The organism is Brevibacillus sp. HD3.3A (genome assembly GCF_013284375.2).
Classification (GTDB): Bacteria; Bacillota; Bacilli; order Brevibacillales; family Brevibacillaceae; genus Brevibacillus; species Brevibacillus parabrevis.
In genome coordinates this window covers 736,343-760,037 of the sequence record NZ_CP085874.1, presented here as the reverse complement: position 1 = coordinate 760,037, position 23,695 = coordinate 736,343, and the positions used below count along the sequence as shown (strand labels likewise).

The 23,695-nt window shown below is 48.5% G+C and carries 12 protein-coding genes and 1 CRISPR repeat array; of the genes, 5 read left to right on the top strand and 7 right to left on the bottom strand.

What is annotated here, in order from left to right; translation table 11 throughout:
* Positions 1 to 12 precede the first annotated feature (12 nt).
* Positions 13 to 6,225 carry a chitobiase/beta-hexosaminidase C-terminal domain-containing protein gene (locus tag HP435_RS03960; protein ID WP_229049816.1) on the bottom strand — a complete coding sequence of 2,071 codons (6,213 nt, stop codon included), beginning with the start codon at positions 6,223 to 6,225 and terminating at the stop codon, positions 13 to 15.
* Between the two features lie 1,161 nt (positions 6,226 to 7,386).
* Here HP435_RS03960 and HP435_RS03955 point away from each other — a divergent pair.
* From HP435_RS03955 to HP435_RS03940, 4 genes are read left to right on the top strand one after another with little or no spacing between them, the layout of a single operon-like run.
* Positions 7,387 to 7,881, top strand: coding sequence for a GNAT family N-acetyltransferase (locus tag HP435_RS03955; protein WP_063231211.1), 495 nt, complete (start codon positions 7,387 to 7,389; stop codon positions 7,879 to 7,881).
* A gap of 19 nt (positions 7,882 to 7,900) precedes the next feature.
* On the top strand, positions 7,901 to 8,407 hold the full coding sequence (locus HP435_RS03950; RefSeq protein ID WP_063231212.1) for a phage tail protein: 507 nt from the start codon (positions 7,901 to 7,903) through the stop codon (positions 8,405 to 8,407).
* Positions 8,408 to 8,449: 42 nt separating this feature from the next.
* The gene (locus HP435_RS03945) at positions 8,450 to 8,947 is read left to right on the top strand and encodes a phage tail protein (protein WP_063231213.1); all 498 of its coding nucleotides are present in this window, start codon (positions 8,450 to 8,452) and stop codon (positions 8,945 to 8,947) included.
* Between the two features lie 15 nt (positions 8,948 to 8,962).
* Entirely contained in the window at positions 8,963 to 9,499 is a 537-nt protein-coding gene (locus HP435_RS03940) for a phage tail protein (RefSeq protein ID WP_122965903.1), read from the top strand.
* 85 nt (positions 9,500 to 9,584) lie between these two features.
* Here the strand turns inward: HP435_RS03940 and HP435_RS03935 are convergent, their stop codons facing one another.
* Both HP435_RS03935 and HP435_RS03930 read right to left on the bottom strand, forming a co-directional pair.
* Positions 9,585 to 14,057 (bottom strand): anthrax toxin-like adenylyl cyclase domain-containing protein, encoded by a 4,473-nt coding sequence (locus HP435_RS03935; protein ID WP_173600203.1) that lies wholly within the window; start codon positions 14,055 to 14,057, stop codon positions 9,585 to 9,587.
* A gap of 694 nt (positions 14,058 to 14,751) precedes the next feature.
* On the bottom strand, positions 14,752 to 15,969 hold the full coding sequence (locus tag HP435_RS03930; RefSeq protein ID WP_173600261.1) for an IS256 family transposase: 1,218 nt from the start codon (positions 15,967 to 15,969) through the stop codon (positions 14,752 to 14,754).
* A gap of 34 nt (positions 15,970 to 16,003) precedes the next feature.
* Positions 16,004 to 16,561: direct repeats of the CRISPR family, unit length 37 nt; unit sequence GTTTCAGTCCCCTAACTTTTCGGGTCTTCGATGTAAC.
* A 1,201-nt stretch (positions 16,562 to 17,762) separates the two neighbouring features.
* On the opposite strand from HP435_RS03930, the gene HP435_RS03925 reads away from it, so the two are divergent.
* Positions 17,763 to 18,889 (top strand): IS3 family transposase gene (locus HP435_RS03925; protein WP_370641091.1). Its coding sequence is split into 2 segments (ribosomal slippage): positions 17,763 to 18,009 and positions 18,009 to 18,889, totalling 1,128 coding nucleotides; the frame shifts between segments, so codons are not numbered across the junction.
* A gap of 316 nt (positions 18,890 to 19,205) precedes the next feature.
* Here HP435_RS03925 and HP435_RS03920 read toward each other — a convergent pair.
* From HP435_RS03920 to HP435_RS03905, 4 genes are all read right to left on the bottom strand, one after another.
* Positions 19,206 to 20,090, bottom strand: a complete 885-nt coding sequence (locus HP435_RS03920; RefSeq protein ID WP_173599475.1) for a ComEC/Rec2 family competence protein — start codon at positions 20,088 to 20,090, stop codon at positions 19,206 to 19,208.
* A complete protein-coding gene (locus HP435_RS03915) occupies positions 20,087 to 20,845 on the bottom strand; it encodes a hypothetical protein (protein ID WP_173599474.1) in 759 nt (252 codons plus the stop codon). Before HP435_RS03915 ends, HP435_RS03920 begins: the two co-directional genes overlap by 4 nt.
* Before the next feature lie 270 nt (positions 20,846 to 21,115).
* A complete protein-coding gene (gene rlmD / locus HP435_RS03910) occupies positions 21,116 to 22,549 on the bottom strand; it encodes a 23S rRNA (uracil(1939)-C(5))-methyltransferase RlmD (protein WP_173599473.1) in 1,434 nt (477 codons plus the stop codon).
* A 122-nt stretch (positions 22,550 to 22,671) separates the two neighbouring features.
* Positions 22,672 to 23,562, bottom strand: coding sequence for a diacylglycerol kinase (locus tag HP435_RS03905; protein ID WP_122965519.1), 891 nt, complete (start codon positions 23,560 to 23,562; stop codon positions 22,672 to 22,674).
* Positions 23,563 to 23,695: the final 133 nt, after the last annotated feature.

The window sequence follows — 23,695 nt, the reverse complement described above, 5'->3', positions numbered from 1 at the left end:
CAAACGTCCCGTTTACTTCTCGCTTGTATCTGCGAGTTGCTCCGTGCCGTCTGCGGTCTGGTATGCGGCATGCGGCATGGTGGCCTCCGCAATCTCAGCAAAAGCCCAATGCGTCTGTGGAACGTCTTTCCAGATCATCTTCGTCATGCCTTCAAGCGGTCCCCTGCCCGTTACGCGATTGAACAGAGCCGTTGCTTCCGCACGAGTCAGTCCCTGATCTGGATGGAATAATCCATCGACATATCCTTTCATGATGCCTTGCTCGACAACAGCGGCAACCTGCCATACGGCCCAATGACCTTGTACATCTGCAAAAGGCAGATCCCTTTTGGCCGTATACAAGTTTTTCCACTTGGCGATAATACTTGCCATTTGCGCGCGTGTCACAATTGCCTCGGGATGGAACAAACCATTGGCGTCTCCACTCATCAATCCGGCATCGCGCACCTTTTGAATCGATGCTGCAGCCCAGTGGCCAGCTTTTACATCTGCAAATACGCCGTTCTCTTGTGGAACAGATTGACCTGTCTCTTGCAGGAAAGACGCTAACATCGCAGCCATTTCCGCACGAGTCAAGATTCGGTTTGGCTGGAATGTCCCGTTCGGGTAGCCGACCATATACGCCGGATGTTCTACATACAACTGTTTGCCTTTCAAGGAGAGAATCGTGAACGTGCTGAACTTGCTGATTTCAATCTCGATACCGACAGGCTTTCCGTTTTCGTCGTAACGAATGGTTCCTGTCTTCAGCTCCTTCTCATCGTCCGCATGCTCTACAAAAACGGCAAGCGTAGAGAGGAAAACCTGCAAATCATCCTGATTTTTCGGCAGCTCGACATCCTCCAACGGGAAAGTGACACGCGTTCGGTGGTTGCTGTAGTTGGTTTCAATAGTCATCGGCTTGCCCACGACTTGTACTTGCTGTCCACCCGTTGCTCGCTGGACGATCTCGTCGTCAATCGCTTGCTGTGCTATCTCTTTTTTGTCTTGTGAATTGGTAATCGGTACAATCCGGAAATACAGCTCGTCTGACAACATCGCCAAAGTTTCTCTTGGAATGGTAATGACGACATCTTTTGTGCGAATCTCAAGCGCAACCCGCTGCTGCTTGATCAGTTCAAGGGCATTTGTCGGCACTGTTACCAAGATTTCATCAGCCGGACTGCCCGGGAGATCATCAATCGCAATTCGAATGATGTCTTTTTTGTTTTGCTCTGCTCTTTGCAAAATGGCTTTGGCTGTTTCCTGATGCAGGACGACTTCGTCTGCTTTTTTGTTTTTGGAGGTGGTAGTGCGTACGATTTCAAGCGGCTCGAACACAATTCCTTCGTTACCTGCCTCGACTTTGACAGTTCGCGTCTGGTCCTGTGGAGTTGTTTCCGGTTGCTTGCGCCGCTCCTCTTTATCTTTTTTGTCATCGTCACGCTCTCTGTCCCGCGTCGCTGCCCTGACAGTCACTTTGACGCTGGCCCCCAAACGCTCCGGATTTTCTACATCATCCGGCAGGTTGACCAAAATCCCTTCCACGGTGAAACGCTGCTTTTCCTCGCTGTCAGGATCATAGTCGGCGCTGTCGACATCCCAGCGGACTTCGACTTCAAGTGTGCTATCGTCATCCAACGTTACCCTGACCTCTTCGGGGAGTCCCAAAGCAGAGGCTGTTTTTCTTGTGCCGTTTTTTACATCATCGATCGCTTCCGGGTTTCGGACTTTGACGATTTTGCGGACCTGCTCATTTTCAGCACGGACTCGCACCTGAATGCTGGCTGTGAGATCTTTGCTGTTGGTTACCCCTTTTGGCAGCTTCACCAATTCTCCTGTTACGGTAAAGCTTTGACTTTCCTTGCTTTCGGGATCGTAATCAGCTTCAGAGACAGCCCAATCGACGCTGACAGAAAGCTTGCTGTCGTCATCGAGCGTCACTTCGACCCGCTCAGGCAGTCCCAACGCTTCTGCCGTTTTCGGCGTCCCATTGGAAAGGCCCGTGATTGGCGCCAGTTCAGCCACGCGGACAATATCGGTTTCTTTTGCCGAGTCTGCTAAAACGGTCACCTGAATGCTGGCTGTCAAGTTTTGCGGGTTGGTAATGCCGCCTGGCAGATGAACCAGGTTGCCGTGAACGGTAAACGTCTGCTTTTCTTTGCTGTCAGGATCGTATGAGGCATCCGCTACCAGCCAGTCCGCATCTACTTCGATCGTTGCACCGCTATTCAACGTCACTTCTACCTGCGAAGGCAAGCCTAGCGCGGAGGCTGTTTTCGCCGTGCCGTTTGGCAAGCCAGTTATCGCCGGAGCCGGTTTGACATTGGTCACCACGATGCTTGGTACGTAGATGGAGTAAGATTCTGTCATGACCGAGCTGTCTGTCATGCCTGACTTTGTTGCCATGGCTTTGATCGTGAGTGCGCTGTTTACAGGAATTGCTGTGCTGTAAACGTCGCTGCTTGCTGTCGGTGTGCTGCCGTCTGTTGTGTAATAGATGGTCGCTCCCGGCGTGGTAGTTTTCAGAGTGACAGGGGTTCCCGGTGTGACCATTCCACTGCCTGGTGCTGCCGTTGGCGTCGCTACTTGCGGTTGCGGCAACGGGGTTATGGTATAGCTTTCGCTCATTACTGTGCTGTCCGTCATGCCTGCTTTCACGGCAATTGCTTTGATGGTCATCGCACTGTTGACCGGAATGGCTGAGTTGTTGTACACATTGCTGCTTGTTGTTGGCGTGTTGCCGTCTGTCGTGTAGTAGATCGTCGCTCCTGGTGTGGTTGTACTCAACGCGACCATCGTTCCTGATGGGACTGCCCCTCCGCTTGGCGCTGCTGTCGGGGTCGCTACTTGCGGTTGCGGCAGCGGTGTTATGGTGTAGCTTTCGCTCATTACCGTGCTGTCCGTCATGCCTGCCAAGACGGCAATGGCTTTGATTGTAACCGCTCCGGTAATCGGGATAGGCGTACTGTATACGTTGCTGCTTGTTGTTGGCGTGTTGCCGTCTGTCGTGTAGTAGATCGTCGCTCCTGGTGTGGTCGTTTGCAACGTGACAGTAGTTCCCACTAGGACAGCTCCACTGTCTGGTGCTGCCGTTGGCGTCGCTACTTGCGGTTGCGGCAACGGGGTTATGGTGTAGCTTTCGCTCATTACCGTGCTGTCCGTCATGCCTGCCAAGACGGCAATGGCTTTGATTGTAACCGCTCCGGTAATCGGGATAGGCGTACTGTATACGTTGCTGCTTGTTGTTGGCGTGTTGCCGTCTGTCGTGTAGTAGATCGTCGCTCCTGGTGTGGTCGTTTGCAGTGTGACAGGGGTTCCTGCTAGGACAGCTCCACTGCTTGGTGTTGCGGTCGGAGTCGCTACTTGCGGCAGTGGCAATATCGTGTAGCTCTCACTCATCACTGTACTGTCCGTCATGCCTCCGAGAACCGCTATTGCTTTGATCGTTACTGCACTGTTAATCGGAATAGGTGTGCTATATACGTTGCTGCTTGTTGTCGGCGTGTTGCCGTCTGTTGTGTAGTAGATTGTCGCTCCTGGTGTGGTTGTTTGCAACGTGACAGGAGTTCCCACTAGGACAGCTCCACTGCTTGGTGTTGCCGTTGGCGTCGCTACTTGCGGTTGCGGCAACGGGGTTATGGTATAGCTTTCGCTCATTACTGTGCTGTCCGTCATGCCTGCTTTCACGGCAATTGCTTTGATGGTCATCGCACTGTTGACCGGAATGGCTGAGTTGTTGTACACATTGCTGCTTGTTGTTGGCGTGTTGCCGTCTGTCGTGTAGTAGATCGTCGCTCCTGGTGTGGTTGTACTCAACGCGACCATCGTTCCTGATGGGACTGCCCCTCCGCTTGGCGCTGCTGTCGGGGTCGCTACTTGCGGTTGCGGCAGCGGTGTTATGGTGTAGCTTTCGCTCATTACCGTGCTGTCCGTCATGCCTGCCAAGACGGCAATGGCTTTGATTGTAACCGCTCCGGTAATCGGGATAGGCGTACTGTATACGTTGCTGCTTGTTGTTGGCGTGTTGCCGTCTGTCGTGTAGTAGATCGTCGCTCCTGGTGTGGTCGTTTGCAACGTGACAGTAGTTCCCACTAGGACAGCTCCACTGTCTGGTGCTGCCGTTGGCGTCGCTACTTGCGGTTGCGGCAACGGGGTTATGGTGTAGCTTTCGCTCATTACCGTGCTGTCCGTCATGCCTGCCAAGACGGCAATGGCTTTGATTGTAACCGCTCCGGTAATCGGGATAGGCGTACTGTATACGTTGCTGCTTGTTGTTGGCGTGTTGCCATCTGTCGTGTAGTAGATCGTCGCTCCTGGTGTGGTCGTTTGCAATGTGACAGGGGTTCCCACTAGGACGGCTCCACTGCTTGGTGTTGCGGTCGGAGTCGCTACTTGCGGCGGTGGCAATATCGTGTAGCTCTCACTCATCACTGTACTGTCCGTCATGCCTCCGAGAACCGCTATTGCTTTGATCGTGACTGCACTGTTAATCGGAATAGGTGTGCTATATACGTTACTGCTTGTTGTTGGTGTGTTGCCGTCTGTTGTGTAGTAGATCGTCGCTCCCGGTGTGGTCGTTTGCAATGTGACAGGAGTTCCCACTAGGACAGCTCCACTGCTTGGTGTTGCGGTCGGAGTCGCTACTTGCGGCAGTGGCAATATCGTGTAGCTCTCACTCATCACTGTACTGTCCGTCATGCCTCCGAGAACCGCTATTGCTTTGATCGTGACTGCACTGTTAATCGGAATAGGTGTGCTATATACGTTGCTGCTTGTTGTCGGCGTGTTGCCATCTGTCGTGTAGTAGATCGTCGCTCCTGGTGTGGTCGTTTGCAGTGTGACAGGGGTTCCCACTAGGACAGCTCCACTGCTTGGTGTTGCGGTCGGAGTCGCTACTTGCGGCGGTGGCAATATCGTGTAGCTCTCACTCATAACCGTACTGTCGGTCATGCCTGCCAAGACGGCAATCGCCTTTATCGTCATCGCACTGTTGATAGGAATCGGTGTGCTGTACACGGGGCTACTTCCTGTCGGGGCATTTCCATCTGTGGTGTAGTGAATCGTGGCTCCTGCTGTATTCGTACTCAACGCAACCGTCGTTCCTGCTGCTACAGCTCCACCTGTCGGGTTCGCCGTTGGCTGTTCTGCCTGCGGCATGATGGTATAACTCTCGCTCATTACTGTACTGTCCGTCATGCCTGCCTTCACGGCAATCGCCTTTATCGTCATCGCACTGTTGATAGGAATCGGTGTGCTGTACACGGGGCTACTTCCTGTTGGGGCATTTCCATCTGTAGTGTAGTGAATCGTGGCTCCTGCTGTATTCGTACTTAGCGCTACTGTCGTTCCTGCTGCTACTGCTCCACCTGTCGGATTCGCCGTTGGCTGTTCTGCCTGCGGCATGATGGTATAACTCTCGCTCATCACTAAGCTGTCCGTCATGCCCGCTTTCACCGCAATGGCCTTTATCGTCATTGCACTGTTGACCGGAATCGGTGTGCTGTACACGGGGCTACTTCCTGTCGGGGCATTTCCATCTGTGGTGTAGTGAATCGTGGCTCCTGCTGTATTCGTACTCAACGCAACCGTCGTTCCTGCTGCTACAGCTCCACCTGTCGGGTTCGCCGTTGGCTGTTCTGCCTGCGGCATGATGGTATAACTCTCGCTCATTACTGTACTGTCCGTCATGCCTGCCTTCACGGCAATCGCCTTTATCGTCATCGCACTGTTGATGGGAATCGGTGTGCTGTACGTGGGGCTACTTCCTGTTGGGGTATTTCCGTCTGTGGTGTAGTGAATCGTGGCTCCTGCTGTATTCGTACTTAACGCTACTGTTGTCCCTGCCGCTACTTCTCCGCCTGCCGGATTCGCTGTTGGCTTTTGCGCCTGGCTAATCGGAGCATTTCCTACCAAAAGTAATCCTGAACCTCCTGCTGCCAGTACCTTGCCATTTCCAACCTTCACGGCCGATACTGATTTGCTTCCACCTGTATTTTCTGCCGACCAAGTGGAGCCATCTGGCGAGCTGATTATGGTCTGACTCGTTCCGCCTGCAAAAAAATGGCCTTCACCAAAAGTCACGGTTGCATAGGAAATCGCTCCTAAGCCTGCTGGTGGTGTCTTAACTGTCCAGTTGACTCCATCATCAGAAACATACAAGTAGCCCGTTAAACCAACGGCTACAAACACTCCGTTTCCGTATGCGACACCATAGAGCTGCTTTGTCGGGCTTGCAGTGTTCACCTTCTGCCATGTCTCTCCGTCGCCAGAGGAATAAATAACAAAAGCACCACCCGTTGCTTTACCTACAGCAATGTATTGGCCCTCTCCATATGTAACCGAGTTGAATCCGGTGATCCCAGCTACTGTACGTTGCGTCCATGTTTGCCCGTCCGTTGAGACAAGAACCGTTGAGGAGTTACTTGAAACAACCACTACTTTACTTCCATCACTGGCTATTTCAGAAAAAGTGACACCAACTCCCACTCCCGTATTATTCGACACCCAATTTCCAGCTACTACCGGGTTCAAACCTTCATTAAGGGTGAAAATTTTTCCCTCCGAACATGCCGCTATCCATTTCGTTTTAAAATGATAGGTAGCATTGACAGCACAACCAAATGGATCTGCTGCCTTCGACCATGTCGTTCCGTTTGTTGATAAAGCGTAGTCCCTTTGTGTATCAAATGCTAACCAAGTACCATTGTGGTAACCAAGCTTCAAATTATAGTTACCCAACCCTGTATTAACCTCTGCCCATGATCCGGCAGACGCCGTGGAAACCATGGAACTGAATTGCATAGAGGTAAAAATTAATAGGATAGCCAGTATCATTTTTGATAAAGTTCGTATTTTACAATAGTTTCCTTTCATACTCCCTCCCCTTCCCTGTAAGTTTGAACTAGCACTCTTTTCTCTCCCCCAAAACCTCCCTCAATAAAATAAAGGCAACATCGTGGCCGATGAAAGGCAGGACTTTTTTCCTCGCCTTCATTCATGATGCTGTTTCTGGGCATTTCAAGCACACTTCCAGCAAATGCCTAAATAGATGTACAACAACCATTATATCTTTGTCCGGGCCACTTTTCGACAAAAAATCCCTTAAATTCAATCTAAAGTTGATACTCCATTCAAAAAGCTCAAAATCCTAATATTACAAGATTCATCATTTTTTTCAATTCTCTCTTCCCTCCCCCTTCAAATGTGTGCTACTTTTGAAAGGTAGATTATGGTTCCTTTAGACCTAAATATTCACATTTAGTTTCTTCACAAACTTTTTTTCATCTCATGTTCCCTACAACTTCATTGCTAACTGTTTCCCCTCATGCAAATGCCTCACAAAGAACGTATTCCTTAGCCAGACGAGAACTCTAAACATTTCGATCATTTCGAAAGGAACGAGCCATGATTCAAAAACGAGCGGTTGAGAAAACAGACGAAGCTTTTTTGTTTCAGTTGTACATAAGCACCCGTGCAGATGAACTTGCAGCATGGGGGTGGGACAAGCAGATGCAGGAACAGTTTTTGCAGCTACAGTTTCTTGCCCAGAAAAATTCCTACTCGACCCAGTACCCTGACGCGGAGCATCTGCTGATTTTCTCCGAGAACATTCCAACTGGCAGAATCATGATTGCGCGAACCGAAACAAAGATTACCCTCGTCGACATCTCTCTGCTTCCCCATCATCGCAATAAAGGAATTGGCTGCACGCTGATTCGTGAGCTGCAACAGGAAGCTGCCGACACTTCACGGCCCTTGCACCTGAGCGTATTACCCACAAATCGAGCGATACACCTGTATGAGCGTCTAGGTTTTCAGACGATTGACAGCTCAGGATTTCATATCGGCATGGAATGGACTCCGACATCATCTGATGAAGGGCCTTCTATAATAATTTAACAATCAAGAGGTGACCCGTATGAGTGAATCCTATCTTGGAGAAGTCCGCATGTTTGCAGGCAACTTTGCGCCACAAGGCTGGGCATTGTGCAACGGTCAATTACTGAGCATAGCCGAGAACGAAGCACTTTTTGCCCTGCTTGGCACGACTTACGGCGGAGATGGTCAGACAACCTTTGCCCTGCCCGATTTACAAGGAAGAGTTCCGGTCCACCCGAACTCCAATTACGTCCGAGGCAGCAAGAGCGGCACAGAGACCGTCACATTGGTCAGCAATCAACTGCCAGTTCACACGCATACGGTCAATGCAATTGCTGACTACCAGAACGATGATACTCCTGCCAATAATGTCTGGAGCAAAAATCCTATGTCCCCTTATTCCGTTGAGACTTCCAGCGCACTTAGCAACATGAACCCCCAGTCAGTCTCTCCCGTCGGAGGGGGACAACCTCATAACAACATGATGCCTACGACCGCAATCAGCTTCATCATTTCTTTATACGGAGTCTTCCCGCCGCAGCCATAGTATCCAGCAGCAGTGAAAGAGAATAAAAGGAGGTATTCTACCATGTCTGAGCCGTTTTTGGGTGAAATTCGCTTGTTTGCCAATAACTACGCCCCGCGCGGGTGGATGTTTTGCGAAGGTCAGATCTTGAATATCAATCAAAATCAGGCGCTCTATTCTTTGCTCGGCGCTGTATATGGCGGAGATGGAGTAACTACGTTTGCCCTCCCGGATTACCGGGGACGCACACCGATTCATGTAAGTTCTACTATTCCGCTCGGTACCGCGCAAGGTGAAGCCAATCATACCTTAACGATCAATGAAATGCCTCAACACACCCATCAAGTAGCCGGTTCATCTCTCGAACCAACAGCCTCTACTGCGGCTAACAACGTTTGGGCAGCAGTAGCCAATGCATACGGTCCGGCGGCAAATCTCCAGCAAATGAATGCCAATACAATGTCCACAGCCGGTGGAAGTCAACCCCATAACAACATGCAGCCTTATTTGGTAATGAACTACGCCATTGCCATCCAAGGAATATATCCAAGCAGAAACTAAGAGGAGGCGGTACATATGGCAGATGCTTATATTGGAGAAATTCGTATCTTTGCAGGAAACTTCGCCCCTAAAGGCTGGGCGCTGTGTAATGGCCAGCTTATGAGCGTTCAACAAAACACTGCCCTTTTTTCCATTCTTGGAGTTCAGTACGGTGGAGATGGAAAAACCACCTTTGCTCTCCCAAACTTGATGGGGAGCGCTGTAATGAATCAAGGTCAGGGATACGGTTTAACCAATCGTACAGTAGGACAAAAAGTTGGCAATGCAAACGAAACACTGTTGACAAGCGAAATCCCTGCCCACACTCACATCCCGCAGGCAACTGTAGATCCCGGCAATTCCACTGTTCCGACAAATGGCTATTGGGCTCCAACTCCTGAGCCAGATCCATTCTCCGGAGCACCGCTCTACTACGATCCAACTCCCAATGTCCCAATGTCTCCTATGGCTTTGAACGTAACAGGCGGTTCGCAACCTCACAACAACATGCAACCGTTTATCGCCCAAAACTTCATCATCTGCTTGAGCGGCGAATTTCCGTCCAGAGGCTAAGCACTTATCAAAAATTTTTACGCATACGCAAAAATCCCGTCCTACTCTTGCCAAGTGGGACGGGATATTTTTTTCCTAGACCAGCTTAACTATCCAAACCTGCCGACACCCCATCCATCTTCTGTACCCACAGAGAAGACATTTTTCCGTCGTCTTCCAAAAGTATTACCTGGGTGCCTTCTCTTCCGCTTGAGTGGTTCGCCCTCAACACTTTCTCAGGCTCCTTTTTGCAGATCAGCTTGCCGTCCTTCCATTCCCAGAGCTGATTGGGCGTCTTCCCGTCGTTGATCGTAAAAGCGTACACCGGATTGGGAGAGTTCGGATGATCCAATACGAGCCTCTCCCCGGAGCGATTCGCAGTGCGGCACTCGATATATCCATCCGCTGTCATGCGCCATAGTTGCTCATTGCCTGGAGCCAGTTTTTGCAAGTTAACCGTTCTCCGGTCGCTGTTCAACGTCAGGAAAAGCTTGTCCCCTACCTGACTCTGCAAGCGGAAATACCCCTCGGCGCTCGTTGCTTCCCGAGTCATCGTCTCGATGTAAAGCCTGTTGTCGACTCTGGCAAAAGCCAAGCCGATTGTCTCTGCTGCGGTGTCATTGACGAATGACTGATACGTAACCTTGGTATCTCCAACGTGGAAATAATGATCGTTGCTCGTGTTCGTATTTTCGAGCCATTCGCCATTGTCTGCCTGTACCCTGATCGCAAGCCGGTTGCCGCCTTTTTGGTAGAACGAAAACGCCTTTATGTTCTGATTAGCCGGAAGCAACAGCGGATTTTCATCGATATACTGGGAATATTCGAAATCAAAATACTGACCGCTGTTGCGCAACTCGTCATACGAACGCGTTTCTTCCACCCACGTCCTCCGACCGTCACGCTCGACAAACACTCGCGGAACCAGCATGTCCCATTGCGTACTTCCGCCTGTCCGGCAAACAAATCCGATCCCTCTTATTTTCCCGTTGATGGCGAGCGGAGCTGTGGACACGAGCAACCGTTTCAATCCAAGATCGAGTCCATCCTGGGAGGAAGTCGTCTTGCACACTTTCGCATAAGCATCTGCCGGATTTTGGGCGACGATCTGCTTCACCCAGCTCAATGTTCGCCAATCCCCTTTTTCTGCCAAAACGATCGGAGAACCTTGCGTATCCTTATCCTTTTCGACAATCGCGTATTGCCCTGATCTGGTGTGCTTCAGTCCATCGCTGGTAAACTCCCACATGTGATCCGTCTTCGTCTTCAGAGCAAATTTTTCTTTAAGCACCAGCTTGTTGTTGACATTTGCCAACACAAACGGATTCCCATTCGAGCTGGTAAGCGCACTGTAGATTTCATCGCTGTTTTCCTTCGTATACCACAGTTGATTGCGGCTGCTCACATGCGGAGCAAACACAATCTCAGCCTGCTCTTTCGCCGTTCCGCCTTCTCCGTCGCGCACTGTCATGACATAGCCTTTTTTATATCGGCTCGAAATGACAAAGTACACCTCTTCTTGTCCAGCCTCTTGGGCAAATTCCTGTTCAGCCGCCTGGATCATCGTCCACGTTTGGGCGTAAGTGCTGTTGTTCGCGTTCGCGCTCTTGGCAGCGACGCCTACTTTGTCGTCATCGCGCAAGGACACCGTGTACTCGCCTTTGACGGCAGGATTGTTCAGCAAAATGCGGCCGCCTTTCGCATCCCATACCTGATTTTGCGAGCGCCCTTTTACTGAGACAATCAAAGGCAAAAATGCCTCTTCCGAAACGACTTCCGGCATTGTCAGCACATATTCCGTCTCGTCCGTAGATGCTTTGCTGACGATATGTCCGAGCGGAGACATATGCCACAGCTGGTGATCGCCGTTTTTCCCGACAGCCAGCTCGACTTTTGTACCATCCACAGGATTGGCATCCTCCAAGGAAAGCACTTGCTTGTTTTTGCTGGCGATGTAGAAATACTCTTTTTTCGCGTACTTGCCGATCAAATCGTAATACTTTCCGTAGAACAGGAAATGGGCGTTTTTTTGCATGAGCTGCTGGGCTGTCAACGTCTCTACTTCCGATTTCAACAAGTTGACACAAGCTTCATACAAAGAAGCCGGGAGCAAATCGATGCTCGGCAGCAAGCCGTCAGAGCTGATCAGGCTCCACTCGGTATAAGGAGCTACAGAGTTGGCCCATTCATTGGCATTGCTAATAAACGTGCCTTCTCCGCCAATCGCGGTAAACGTCATCGACTGGCTCTCGTTCTTGGCTTTGTCCTGCTGCTGCTCGCGCTCTCCAGAAGAATAGTTCGTTTCCGCCTCCACTCCCACGCCCATCTTTTTCAAAGATATTTTTGCTTCTGCCGCATATTTGCTGACGACATCTTTGACATCGCTCGTTTGTTGCAGCTCTTTGGCGTCACTGGCAATCAGTTTGCCGCCGAGCGTGCTGGTAGTCGGCACAAAATGCCCAAACGATTTCAACACAAGCAACAAACGGTCAAGCGGGCTTTGGAAGCTTCTCGCCTTAGACGAATCTTTCTTAGCGGAAGCCAGCAGTTTTTTGATCTCGCTGACAAACTCTTCGCTGGCGCATGGCACCAAGTAGTTAAACGACAGCTCTACCTTTGGCAGCAAATAGCTGCTGGTAATGTACACCGTTTTCGCTTGCTTGGAAGAACTGGTGCTCTTTTCATCGGATTGCGAGTAGCCCACCCCGACGCCGGCACCGAAAGAAGGAACAGCCGCAGCGATCGTGAGCGATGCGCCGAAGTTGGAGACGCCATTTTTCTGAAGCTGGTGAACCAACTCCGAAAACGTGTACTGATTATCGAAATACCCCGAATATCTCGGTTTGCGGTAGTACACTTCCGTTGGGACAATCTCCTGCTGCTTGACTTGCTCCGTAGTGCTCGCCAATACGTTGCGAAAACTTTGCTGCATGATCTCCGGGTAGCTGTAGTCGATCACAATGCCGCGGAAAAACCCGGTGCGATCCAGCAAATCGTCGCGCAAATTTTTATGAAGCATGAAAAAGTCGCTCAATTGCGGGTCTTTCTTCTCTTTGATGACGCTCAGTTGAATGAGACTCGTGTCTTCTTTTTTCGCGAAGTCATCCGACTTGATGTCTTTCAATGTCGGCCCCAGCTCTTCCTTGCCCATCAGCTTAGGGATCGCTACCTTTACTTTATTGATCAAGTTTTGCCGCAGATCATTGCTGTCGTGCAGCTTGGCCGCTTCGTCGTCCAACGCTTTTTCTTTTTTCAACAGCTCTATTTCTTTTGCGCGAATGGCGAGCTGTTCTTCCTTTTCTTTCAACGCTTGCATCTTGATGTCTTTGCTTGTTGTTTTCTCTTGCGCTTCCTTCTCTTTGCTCTCTTCGGCTTTGCCGTCCTTTGCTGGCGCTTCTTTTCCTTCGCCCGAAAAACTCGACCAGGTTACTTTGTCCTGGACCTCTTTTACATGCGGCAGCCAATCATTTTTCCACTTCTCTTCAAGCAAAATGGTATAGCCCGATCCGTGACACTCGTTGATCCATTCCGCAAGCTGTTTGGTATCTGTGAGGCGATATACATGACCGTTGGGGGAAAACGCAATTAGGCTGTCTGTCGAATCGATGACAGGCCGCCCGACTGCCGGAGTCAGAGCGAAACGGGTCAGGGATGCCGGCACTTTGGCGCCCTGCCCTTCTTTTGGTGCGGGAAAAATGGCGGTGGTAAGCTCCTTGGTAATGGCCGTTACTTGCTCTTTGACTCGCTCTGCCTTTTTCGGCCAGATGGAAAACAAACCAATATCGTTGGTCACACAATTCCGATATTTCTCGTCCTCAGCATACGGCGCCACAGGATTTGTCAGGCCATACACAGGGCGGTAATGGGCATACGGGTTTTCCAAAGCTTTGTCCGCTTCGAGATACTTCTTGATCTCTTTGAAAAACGCGGCAACTTCCTGCTTGCCTTCTTCCTTAATCGCTTCGCCCAGCATTTTCGTGCAAGCATTTGCGAGGGTCGAAACCGCATCTTGCTCGAAGTCCGCCTCGTATTTCAAGCCATATGCCGCAAACACGTCATAGTAGAGCGCCCAGCGATCCTCTTTTTGTTTGACGAGAACAACCGAAAAAGCAGTCGCCTCCCCGGCTCCCCCTTCCTTGGCAGGCAATGTGACGGTTCCGCTGTAAAGCTTCTCGCTCTCTTTGTTCGCCTTCCATTTCTGCTCGTTTATCAGCCAGTCCAAACGCTTGTCCGATATGACCAACGGACTTGCCGAGCAAGCCTGTTCTCCCTCTTTTTTGCTTAGGGACTGCTTGTTGCGCTTTTGTGTCGCCAACCATCCTGGCAAGCCATCCGGATTCAGCAAAGGATCGAGGCACACAAAACCAGTCATCGGTCCCGATTTGCTCGGCATAGCTTGAATCTGTTTTCCTTTTGCATCGTACCCTTCTGCGAGCAACCCTTCGCTTGCCAGACCAGGCGCGCGTGTAATGACAATCGAGTCGTTTTTCTTCGCTGCCTGCAAAAACGCCTGAACGTAGGCGAGAGGAATCCCGTCCTTGCGCAGCTCCTCCGCTTGTACTTCAACGAGTTTCGACATGCTTTCCACCTCCATGAAAAAGACACTCGGCTTGCCGATCCGTAAAAATAGAAGTCCCGCTGCCACTTTTACTGAAAGAGAGCCTTGTGTCTTTGGGTTTTTAGATTGGGTTTGGTTTGGGTAAAAAGGTGTTTGAGTATTGGGTGTTTTGTGAAACATTGCGAGGCATTTTGTCGAAAGATGGGGAAATGGGACTTATTTCCTAATAATATAGCATGAGTGGGGTGGAAAAGGAATATATAGGGGGGATTTTTGGGGGAGGGAGGTGGGTGGCAAGGGGACTGAAACTAACCTCGCAGTCGAGGGGTAACCTTACCTGATTACTTTTGTATGACAGAGCTGGAAAGTTAGGGGATTGAAATTCGATTATTTTCAGCAATACAACGAGAGCTGGGAAGGGGGCTGTGTCAAGTTGGGGTGCCATTTGCAATTGTGCAGAAGCATTTTACAAGATTTTCTTGAGGGGCCTCATAGGGGGATTGGGGTTAGTTTACTTGTATTTGAGTTTTCGATGGGAATGTAAATTTTTTTGTGTAAATGGGTTTTTAACGGGTGGACAGTTACGTCAACGGCTTTACATGGAGTGGCGGGCATGATAGGCTCGCTTGCCATGCGATGCATATTTTACTGGCATCGCCCAATCGCAAGAAATCATGCCCGCAGAGGCTCCATGTCAAGCCGACTCAACAGTTGATTATGCGGACAGTTCCCCTTGCAATCGATCTCCAAAATGGATGGCAAGTTGCGATATACATTCTTTCCAACTCCGAAGCGGCATAGTCCATTTCTTCGATGCCTCAACGGTAGCCAGATAGATGATTTTCCGTAGAGCATCGTCGGATGGATAAGCCGTTTTTGTCTTTGTGACCTTACGGAGTTGCCGATGATAGCCCTCGATGATATTCGTCGTATAAATCATCTTGCGTATCTCTGGGGGATAGCTGAAATAGGCGGTCAGTTCGAGCCAGTTGTTTTCCCAGGAGCGAATAATGATGGGGTACTTCTTTCCCCACTTGTCTTTGAACGTAGAAAAAGCAGTCTCAGCTTCTTCTAACGTAAGGGCTTGATAGACTTTCTTTAAATCTGCCAAGACTAACTTTTCTTCTTTGAACGGAACATATTTCATAGAGTTACGAATCTGGTGGATGACGCACAGTTGAATTTGGGTTTTCGGAAAAGCAGCATGGATCGCCTCAGAAAACCCTGAAAGACCGTCCTTGCAGGCGATGAGAATGTCTTCTACACCACGGCTTTTCAGCTCTGTACACACATTGAGCCAGAAGCTTGCACTTTCGTGCTCGCCGATCCAAATGCCCAAAATGTCCTTATGACCAGACATAGTAATGCCAAGAACGCTGTATGCTGCTTTGTTAACGATACGATTCTCTTGCCGAACTTTGAAGTGAATGGCATCAAGAAACACGATCGGATAGACTCGATCAAGTGGTCTACATTGCCATTCTGCCACCATCGGCATAATCTTGTCGGTTACTTTACTGACCATCGTAGGAGACACGTCGATCCCATACAGATCCTTCATGTGTTCTTCAATATCGCGAGTAGACATACCTTTGGCGTAGAGTGCGATGATTTGCTCCTCCAAGCCATTTGTGGTTGTTTCATGCTTCTTCACAATGTGAGGTTCAAATTCGCCGTTGCGATCACGGGGGACACGAATTTCTGTATTGCCGAACTTTGTTTTCAGCGTCTTTTTGCTATACCCATTCCGACTATTTCCTGAATGATCACCATCGGCACTATGTTTGGCATAGCCCAAATGGTCATCCATTTCTGCTTCAAACAACTGCTGGATGGTGTCACGGAACAAATCTTTTAGCATGATGTGCACGTCCTCGATGGTTCGGCAATCCTTCGCTAACTCCTTGATGGTCATGTCTCTCTTGTCTTGCATAAATGATCATCTCCTTAATGGGAAGTTTAACCATTTACACAAAACTTTTTACGCTCTCTTCTCGATGTAACGCCGTCAAGGACAAGCATCATGACTGGCTTGCTGGAAGCTTCAGTCTCCTAGCTTTTCGGGTCTTCGATGTAACGTGACTGATAACCTGACAATCGCAGAAGTGTTTGCCAGTTTCAGTCCCCTAACTTTTCGGGTCTTCGATGTAACAGGCAAGACGGTGGTTATGTCCTTGTCGTATGTTGTGTGTTTCAGTCCCCTAACTTTTCGGGTCTTCGATGTAACTGCATGCTGACAAATTTGGGAGTTGTGATGATCACAGCAGGTTTCAGTCCCCTAACTTTTCGGGTCTTCGATGTAACTTTCGATGAAAACTCCCCTCCTACAAAGTGAAATCACGTTTCAGTCCCCTAACTTTTCGGGTCTTCGATGTAACGCAATCGCGTAACCATTCGGCAGCTCCACCGTTTTATGTTTCAGTCCCCTAACTTTTCGGGTCTTCGATGTAACGGCATGTCAGAATCGGATTTGTATGAATTTTGTCAAGTTTCAGTCCCCTAACTTTTCGGGTCTTCGATGTAACCGACTTCGACTGGCATGCTGAACCCCAGTCGTGACAAGGCTTTCCTCATACTCAACGCCAACAAGAAACCACTCTTTTTTCGAGGATTCATTTTCTGTCAAAAATCACGTCCGATCCTCGAAAATCACGTTGTGCTCATCTTGTTTATTTTTCCCCGCTAAAGAGTAACCATTCGCTCTCATGTTTATAATAAAACATTATCCTCCATCTCATCTATACATTTCTTTAAACGGTCTAGCATCCAAAAAGCCTTTTTCATCCACTACATAAAATAACTTCAACCGCCACTTGAACGCTCCAAATTTCTTCATGGGGAGCAATCCAACTTACTGTTTAAGCTTTCAGAACATAACATGAATCCCAAATCGATTTCATGCTGCTTTCGTTTTTTATTTTCACCCAGACGGCATTTACTTTTGCCTATTATACAGTGATCTTCACTTCAAATATTTCGTTTAGGCGGAAGAGGAAGTACCTCTGTGCCAAAGAATAAGCATAGGAGTTAGCATTGAGCGTTACTTTATTCATCAAATCGCATCTTTTGGAAAGCACGGGTGATCAATTCCGTGCCTTTTTTAGTGTCTATCTTCTCAACACCACTGTTGGAAATCAACTTGCCTTACTCTTAGAACTGCCTTCCATCAACGCTGGAAGCCCTGCCCTGCTTTAGCACATGTGAACATCAATCAGTGCCAGCCCGTTATCAAGCAGTGGCTTTTCCCCTGCATTCCTTTCCTCCGCCGTTCCATTCAGGACTTCTAATGAGCATAGCTCAACTTAACGGTGGCTTTCATGATCTACATGTCGGAACAGCACTATTCGGTCTTTAATGCAACCACACAAGAGTGCGGACGCGACGATAAGCGCCAGCCATTTCAGTCTGCTTACTTCTCGGGTCCTCAATGTAACAGGTAAAGAACGGTGAGTTGCAGCTATCCCTGCCGTACGTTTCAGTCCCCTCGTTCCTCGGGTCCTCAATGTAACACAATAAAAGACCTCCAAGTGGAATTGTTTGGAGTGTTTCAGTCCCCTCGTTCCTCGGGTCCTCAATGTAACCTGGGTTCAAGTTGCTAATCACCGCTGTCCAACCCGCGTTTCAGTCCCCTCGTTCCTCGGGTCCTCAATGTGGATCGGCTACACTAAATTAGACAGAAAAAATAAGGGCTAGTAGAATAGAGAGAAATGAAGGAGCGGATCTATTATGCCAAAACAAAGACGTACGTTTACAGCGGAGTTTAAGCAACAAATGGTGAAGCTATACGAGAATGGAAAATCAAGGACGAGCATCGTCCAAGAGTATGGTCTCACCGCATCAGCGCTAGATCGGTGGATTTCTCAAAGCCAAAACACAGGTTCCTTTACGGAGAAAGCGAATCGAACACCTGAAGAAAATGAGCTTATCGCGTTACGGAAAGAAAATCAGCGACTGAAGATGGAAAACGATATTTTAAAGCAAGCCGCGCTGATCATGGGACGAAAGTAAATGTGATTCGTAATAACGCTCACAAATACTCGGTATCAGCAATGTGCAACGTCCTACAACTCCCACGAAGCACCTATTACTACAAGCCCGATTCCATCGAGAACGAGGAAGAACAGCAATTGGAGGAGGCGGTCATCGACATTTTCGTGGCGAGTCGTAACAACTACGGAACGCGCAAGATCAAAGTCGAGCTACGAAAGAAATCACTCACCGCCTCCCGGCGTAAGATCGGTCGGATTATGAAAAAACATGGACTGGTGTCCGCCTACACAGTGGCGCAGTACAAGCCTCTCAAAAGGGATTCGAATGAATCACAGGTGAAGAATGAATTACAGCGCAAATTTGCTCAAGACGAAGCATACGCTGTAGTCGTCAGTGATCTGACGTACGTGCGGGCAGCCAACAAGTGGCACTACGTATGTCTATTTGTTGACCTCTTTAATCGAGAGATTATTGGTTATAGCAGCGGCCCTCGCAAGACAGCTGAGCTGGTCTACAAAGCTATTGCAAGCATCCAGGTACGGCTGGATCGTATTCAAATGTTCCACACTGACCGTGGGAAAGAGTTTGACAATAAACTCATTTCCGATGCATTGACGACATTCGGCATCACGCGATCACTCAGTCGAAAAGGCTGCCCATATGATAACGCCGTTGCCGAATCTACTTTCAAAATCTTCAAAACGGAATTCGCAAACCAATCTCATTTTCAAACAGAAGAGCAACTCGATCTTGAACTTCATGATTATGTCCACTGGTTCAATCAACACCGTATTCACGGAACACTTGGTTACCGTACTCCTGTAGAAGCTAGGAGTATGCCCTTAAAAAGACTGTCCAGTTAGGTGTTGACAATCCAGATCTTCGGTTAGCAGCTATTAAACATTTAATAAGTTCTATAGATTTAAAACATGATGCAGATGGAGATCACGAACTATTCGATAAATACATGTTATCTATACTGGATACCATCGGAAGCGTAATAGCTTTGGGGGCACCATTTGAGGAAAAAAGAAACGTCGAGGTTGTCCAAAAATTTATTCAGTATTCGCTGGATTCCAGAATAGTGGAAGAAGCCGAAAAGGAAGGTCTTATTGACCAGAGGGAAGATTAAAAGAACATAAAAGAAAGAAGTGTAGGAAAAAACTACACTTCTTTCTTTTATAAATTTAGTGTACCAATATAGTTCTTGTTATTGCTACTACTGAGGCTTTCGTTATCCAAAAAATCCACTTGATATTTGTCGCTTGATACAAAAATATGAACCTTCTTTGTTTCACATTCAAATATAATATCTCCCGCTGAATTTTGAGTAATTTTGTTATAGCCAGAATAATAATTTAAGTGTTTAGACGGAGCTTCACCAATAATGATTATCTTGGGGTTTAACTGTTCAAGTATATCAGTTGGAACTTTTCCACTTTCTCGTCCATGATGAGGGGCGAATAGAATGTCTACTTCGGGCCAATCAACCTCATCTTTAATTTTTTCCATAAAATCTGTTTCCAAATCTCCCATCCATAATGTCCTTACACCATCTTCTAAGTGATATTTTATGATTGCCGAAATATTATTAGGACTTTCACTGTTTTTTGCCTTGGCTAGTGCATCTTGGAAGTCGGTATTTTCCACATCTGGCCATAAAATGCTTATTCCTGAGCTTCCACGTTCATCATCCTTAAGATTCATCCATTTTCTACTACATCCTTTATAGATATAAAAGGCTTTATTAGAATCCCTAAGTTCGCAGTACTTTTTAAAATCTTGGCTTTCATCACATTTTGTGGCTTCATTTTTAATACAGTAAAAATTTGAAATCTGTAGCTTCTCATCTAAATATTCCAATCCGCATATGTGATCTTCATCTGGATGAGTGGAAATAAACCTTGTAATGCCCTTCTTTTTTGATTCTGTCGAAATTTCATTTACTATTTTTTCTTTATTTTCATCCGATAAGCAGCAATCAATGATTGTGAAGTTATCTGAATTATGATTAATATAAAAGGTATCTCCGTTACCAACAGAGAATGATTTAATAGTACTCATATAGAGATGCTCCGTTCTGTAGTATTATTTTCTTCCTGTTCATCACATACTTCTAGTAAAGTGCGTGCATATGCCTTTGCTTTTGAATGGACATTCACTTCTCGGAAAAATATAGTGAATATTAAAATAATGATAGTTACCGTAACCGACAACCACACTTCAACAGGCACTATTGTCAAGTCAAAACTATATCGATTATCTATTAAGAAAATGGTAGCTGTTAAAACGAGTAAGTTAATAGCAATCCCCCAAACTTTCATACTCCAAAAGTTTCTAGCAAAGCCGTAACTAATATTTTCACTAAATAACAAGCTATATTTTTGAGTATCTCTTGTTTTATTTAGAAGCCATTTTATAGCAGATTCATAAATGAGATCAGCTTTTTGAGGGTCAGCTAATTCTTCCTGTTGAGTAGGTAATTTAAGGTTTGGAACATGGCTTTCAAGATATTTGTGGTATCTTGCTTTTGTGTAATCATCGATAGTTTCGTCTCTATGTCGTAAAAACCTCAAAGTGGGCATGCCGTCCCATTTCATTTTTAGTTTTTCTTGTTTTTTCTTGCCAATTTCCCTTGACATTTTGCCTAAAAAATATGAAATTCCAACAAAGAAAACAGATCCAATTACTGTTGACAATAAATCTCTTAAATCAGAAAACAAACAATACGTTGCGATAAAGGCAGGGAATAGAATAATTAATGCCGGGTAAATTCTGGCCTTTCTTTCATAAGGATCAAAAAAATCTCTTAAGTCCATATTCCGCATCCCTTCATGATATAATTTTCGGGTGTTTAATTAAGGTAAATATCTCAAAAAAAGGAACTACTATTTATAATAGCATAATAATGTGGAAATAGTTCAATAGTATTGTTTTTACATGGAAACTAGTAAAAACGGATTATGTATTTTGTGAATATGTGGTCAAAATGTGGGCATTTCCGTTTTTATATCAATAAAAGCAAGGGTATGTATAAAAACAAAAAGACTAAAGCCTTGATCTATCAAGGAATTTAGCCTTTTCTTTATCTAGCACTTAAGTTTTAACAACGTCACACTCTCCACATGCGCCGTATGCGGAAACATATCCACCGGCTGCACTTCCCGCACCTCGTACTTCTCCGCCAACACCTTCAAATCCCGGGCCAGCGTGGACGGGTTGCACGACACGTACACCACGCGCTCTGGTTGCATCTCCAAAATCGTCGTCAACAGCGCCTCGTCGCAGCCCTTGCGTGGCGGGTCGACGACAATTACATCGGCCCGTATTCCTTGCTCTTTCCACGCGGGAATCACGACCTCCGCGGGGCCTGCCTCGAACGTTGCGTTTTCCACACCGTTCAGCTTGGCGTTGCGGTTGGCGTCCTCGATCGCTTCTGGGACGATTTCCACGCCGTAGACATGCTTGGACTTTTGCGCCAAAAAGAGCGAGATCGTTCCGATGCCGCAGTAGGCGTCGATGACCGTTTCGGTTCCTGTCGCTCCGGCGTATTCCAGCGTTTTATTGTACAGCACTTCCGTCTGGGCGGGGTTGACCTGGTAGAACGAGCGCGCCGAGATGGCGAATTTGATCGCTCCGATGTAATCGTAGATGACATCGCTGCCCCAGAGCGTTACCGTCTTTTTGCCGAAAATGACGTTGGTCTTGTCCGGGTTGATGTTTTGCACGATGCTCGTTACGCCCGCCACCTCGGTGCGGATCGCTTCCACGAGCTTGTCACGCTGCGGAATCGTCTCCTCGGTCGTCACGAGCACGACCATGACTTCTCCCGTCTTGACCCCGACTTTGACGACCACATGGCGGAGCAAGCCTGAGCCGCGCACTTCATCGTATGGCTTGATGCCAAGGGCAGTTGCGGCCTTCTTCACCGTTGCGACCGCCTCGTCGTTTTTTTGGTGCTGGATGAGGCATTCGTGCATGTCGATGATGGAATGGGACTTTTCGGCGTAAAATCCGCCGACCAAGGCGCCGTTTTCCTCACCGATTGGCACTTGGGCCTTGTTGCGGTAACGCCACGGCTCGCTCATGCCGAGTGTCGGGTGAACGGTGATTGCTCCGTCTCCCTCCACCTGGAAGCCGCCGATGCGCCGCAGGTTGTCCCGCACGATTTGCTGCTTGTGACGCAGTTGCTCCTCGTATGCCAAGTGCTGCAGCGAACAGCCGCCGCAACGGTCGTACAGCGGACAGGGCGGCTGTGAGCGGAATGTGCTCGCTACTGACACTTTGGTCAGTTTGGCGAAGCCGAAGTTCTTTTTGACATGGTCGACGCGCGCATGGACGCGCTCTCCTGCGAGTGCGCCGTCGACGAACAGCGTATATCCTTCAATCCGGCCGACGCCAGCGCCTTCGTGGTTCAGTCCGGTTATCTCCACTTCCACAGTTTGTCCGACACGAACCGGAACGTCCAGCTCTACCTTGGCAGTTTGCTGCGGTCTGCGCCGTCTTTTTGTTGTTTTCGCCACTTTTCTTTTGCTCCTTTTGTCTCGCGCTCTGTCTGCCTCGCCTGTTTTCCGTAGCAAACAGGCAGGGATGCACAGCGAAAGCGGCATCCCTACGGCTTGTTGCTATTCATTTTACTATCTTCCTACGGGACGAACAACTCGATATGACCTGGCAAAGCTTCCACGACACAAGGCAACTGCCCGCCCAGCTCGCCATCCAGGTTGAGCTGGACCACTTCGCCGGATGGCGAGGTCGCTTTGATGTAGTCTGCCTGGAAATACAAAATGTTTGGGTCCCGCAAATGCTCGCCGCGAACCGCCTGTGTAGCGAGGCGAATAAACTCGGCGATGTTCATCTTTTTGACGACGATGACATCCAGCTTGCCGTCTGACAAGTCCGCTTCCGGGGCAAGCTTGTCGAAGCCGCCTACCGAGTGGCTGTTGGCAATGAGGAACACCATGATCTCTTCATCCAAAAGCACTTCCTTGCGGCTCTCCAAGCGGACGCGGATCGGGTGCAGGGACGGCAGCTTCTCCAAGCCTTTGACGTAGTACGCCATCTGTCCCATGAGCGTCTTCAGCTTGCTCGGGACTTCGTACGTCAGGTTGGTGAGCGAGCCGCCGCCTGCGATGTTCATGAAGTAGCGATTGTTGATTCGCCCCAGGTCGATGCGCTTTTTCTTGCCCTTGGCGATGATTTCCGTAGCGCGTGTGATCGACTTGGGGATGCCTACCGCTCGGGCAAAATCGTTGCTGGTGCCGCAGGGGATAATTCCAAGGGTTGGGCGAGCTTTTTGCTCTGCCATCCCGTTCACGACTTCGTATATGGTTCCGTCTCCACCAGCAGCCAGGATGACGTCAAAGCCGCGGGCTACCGCTCGGGCAGCCTCTTCGGTCGCGTCATCTTCCCCTCTGGTTGCATGACAGGATGTCTCGTATCCGGCCGACTCCATCAAATCGAGAATATCCGGCAATCGCCGACGCACGATCTCCCGGCCGGAGCTTGGATTATAGATTAATCTGGCTCGTTTCAAGGCAGATCCCTTCTTCCTTCCCTCGCTCGCGGGTGTACTTCCTTCCATCATATCCTGTATAGCCATTTTTGGGAATCGCTATGCGGAATGTAGCGTGATAAGATAGAAAAAGATGGGAAAAAGGAGAGTGGGG

Bases quoted from the DNA above. Each gene is read 5' to 3' on its own strand.
- HP435_RS03955 (WP_063231211.1), top strand. From the start codon at position 7,387: ATGATTCAAAAACGAGCGGTTGAGAAAACAGACGAAGCTTTTTTGTTT.
- HP435_RS03950 (WP_063231212.1), top strand. From the start codon at position 7,901: ATGAGTGAATCCTATCTTGGAGAAGTCCGCATGTTTGCAGGCAACTTT.
- HP435_RS03945 (WP_063231213.1), top strand. From the start codon at position 8,450: ATGTCTGAGCCGTTTTTGGGTGAAATTCGCTTGTTTGCCAATAACTAC.
- HP435_RS03940 (WP_122965903.1), top strand. From the start codon at position 8,963: ATGGCAGATGCTTATATTGGAGAAATTCGTATCTTTGCAGGAAACTTC.
- HP435_RS03935 (WP_173600203.1), bottom strand. From the start codon at position 14,057: ATGTCGAAACTCGTTGAAGTACAAGCGGAGGAGCTGCGCAAGGACGGG.
- HP435_RS03930 (WP_173600261.1), bottom strand. From the start codon at position 15,969: ATGCAAGACAAGAGAGACATGACCATCAAGGAGTTAGCGAAGGATTGC.
- HP435_RS03920 (WP_173599475.1), bottom strand. From the start codon at position 20,090: ATGAGTACTATTAAATCATTCTCTGTTGGTAACGGAGATACCTTTTAT.
- HP435_RS03915 (WP_173599474.1), bottom strand. From the start codon at position 20,845: ATGGACTTAAGAGATTTTTTTGATCCTTATGAAAGAAAGGCCAGAATT.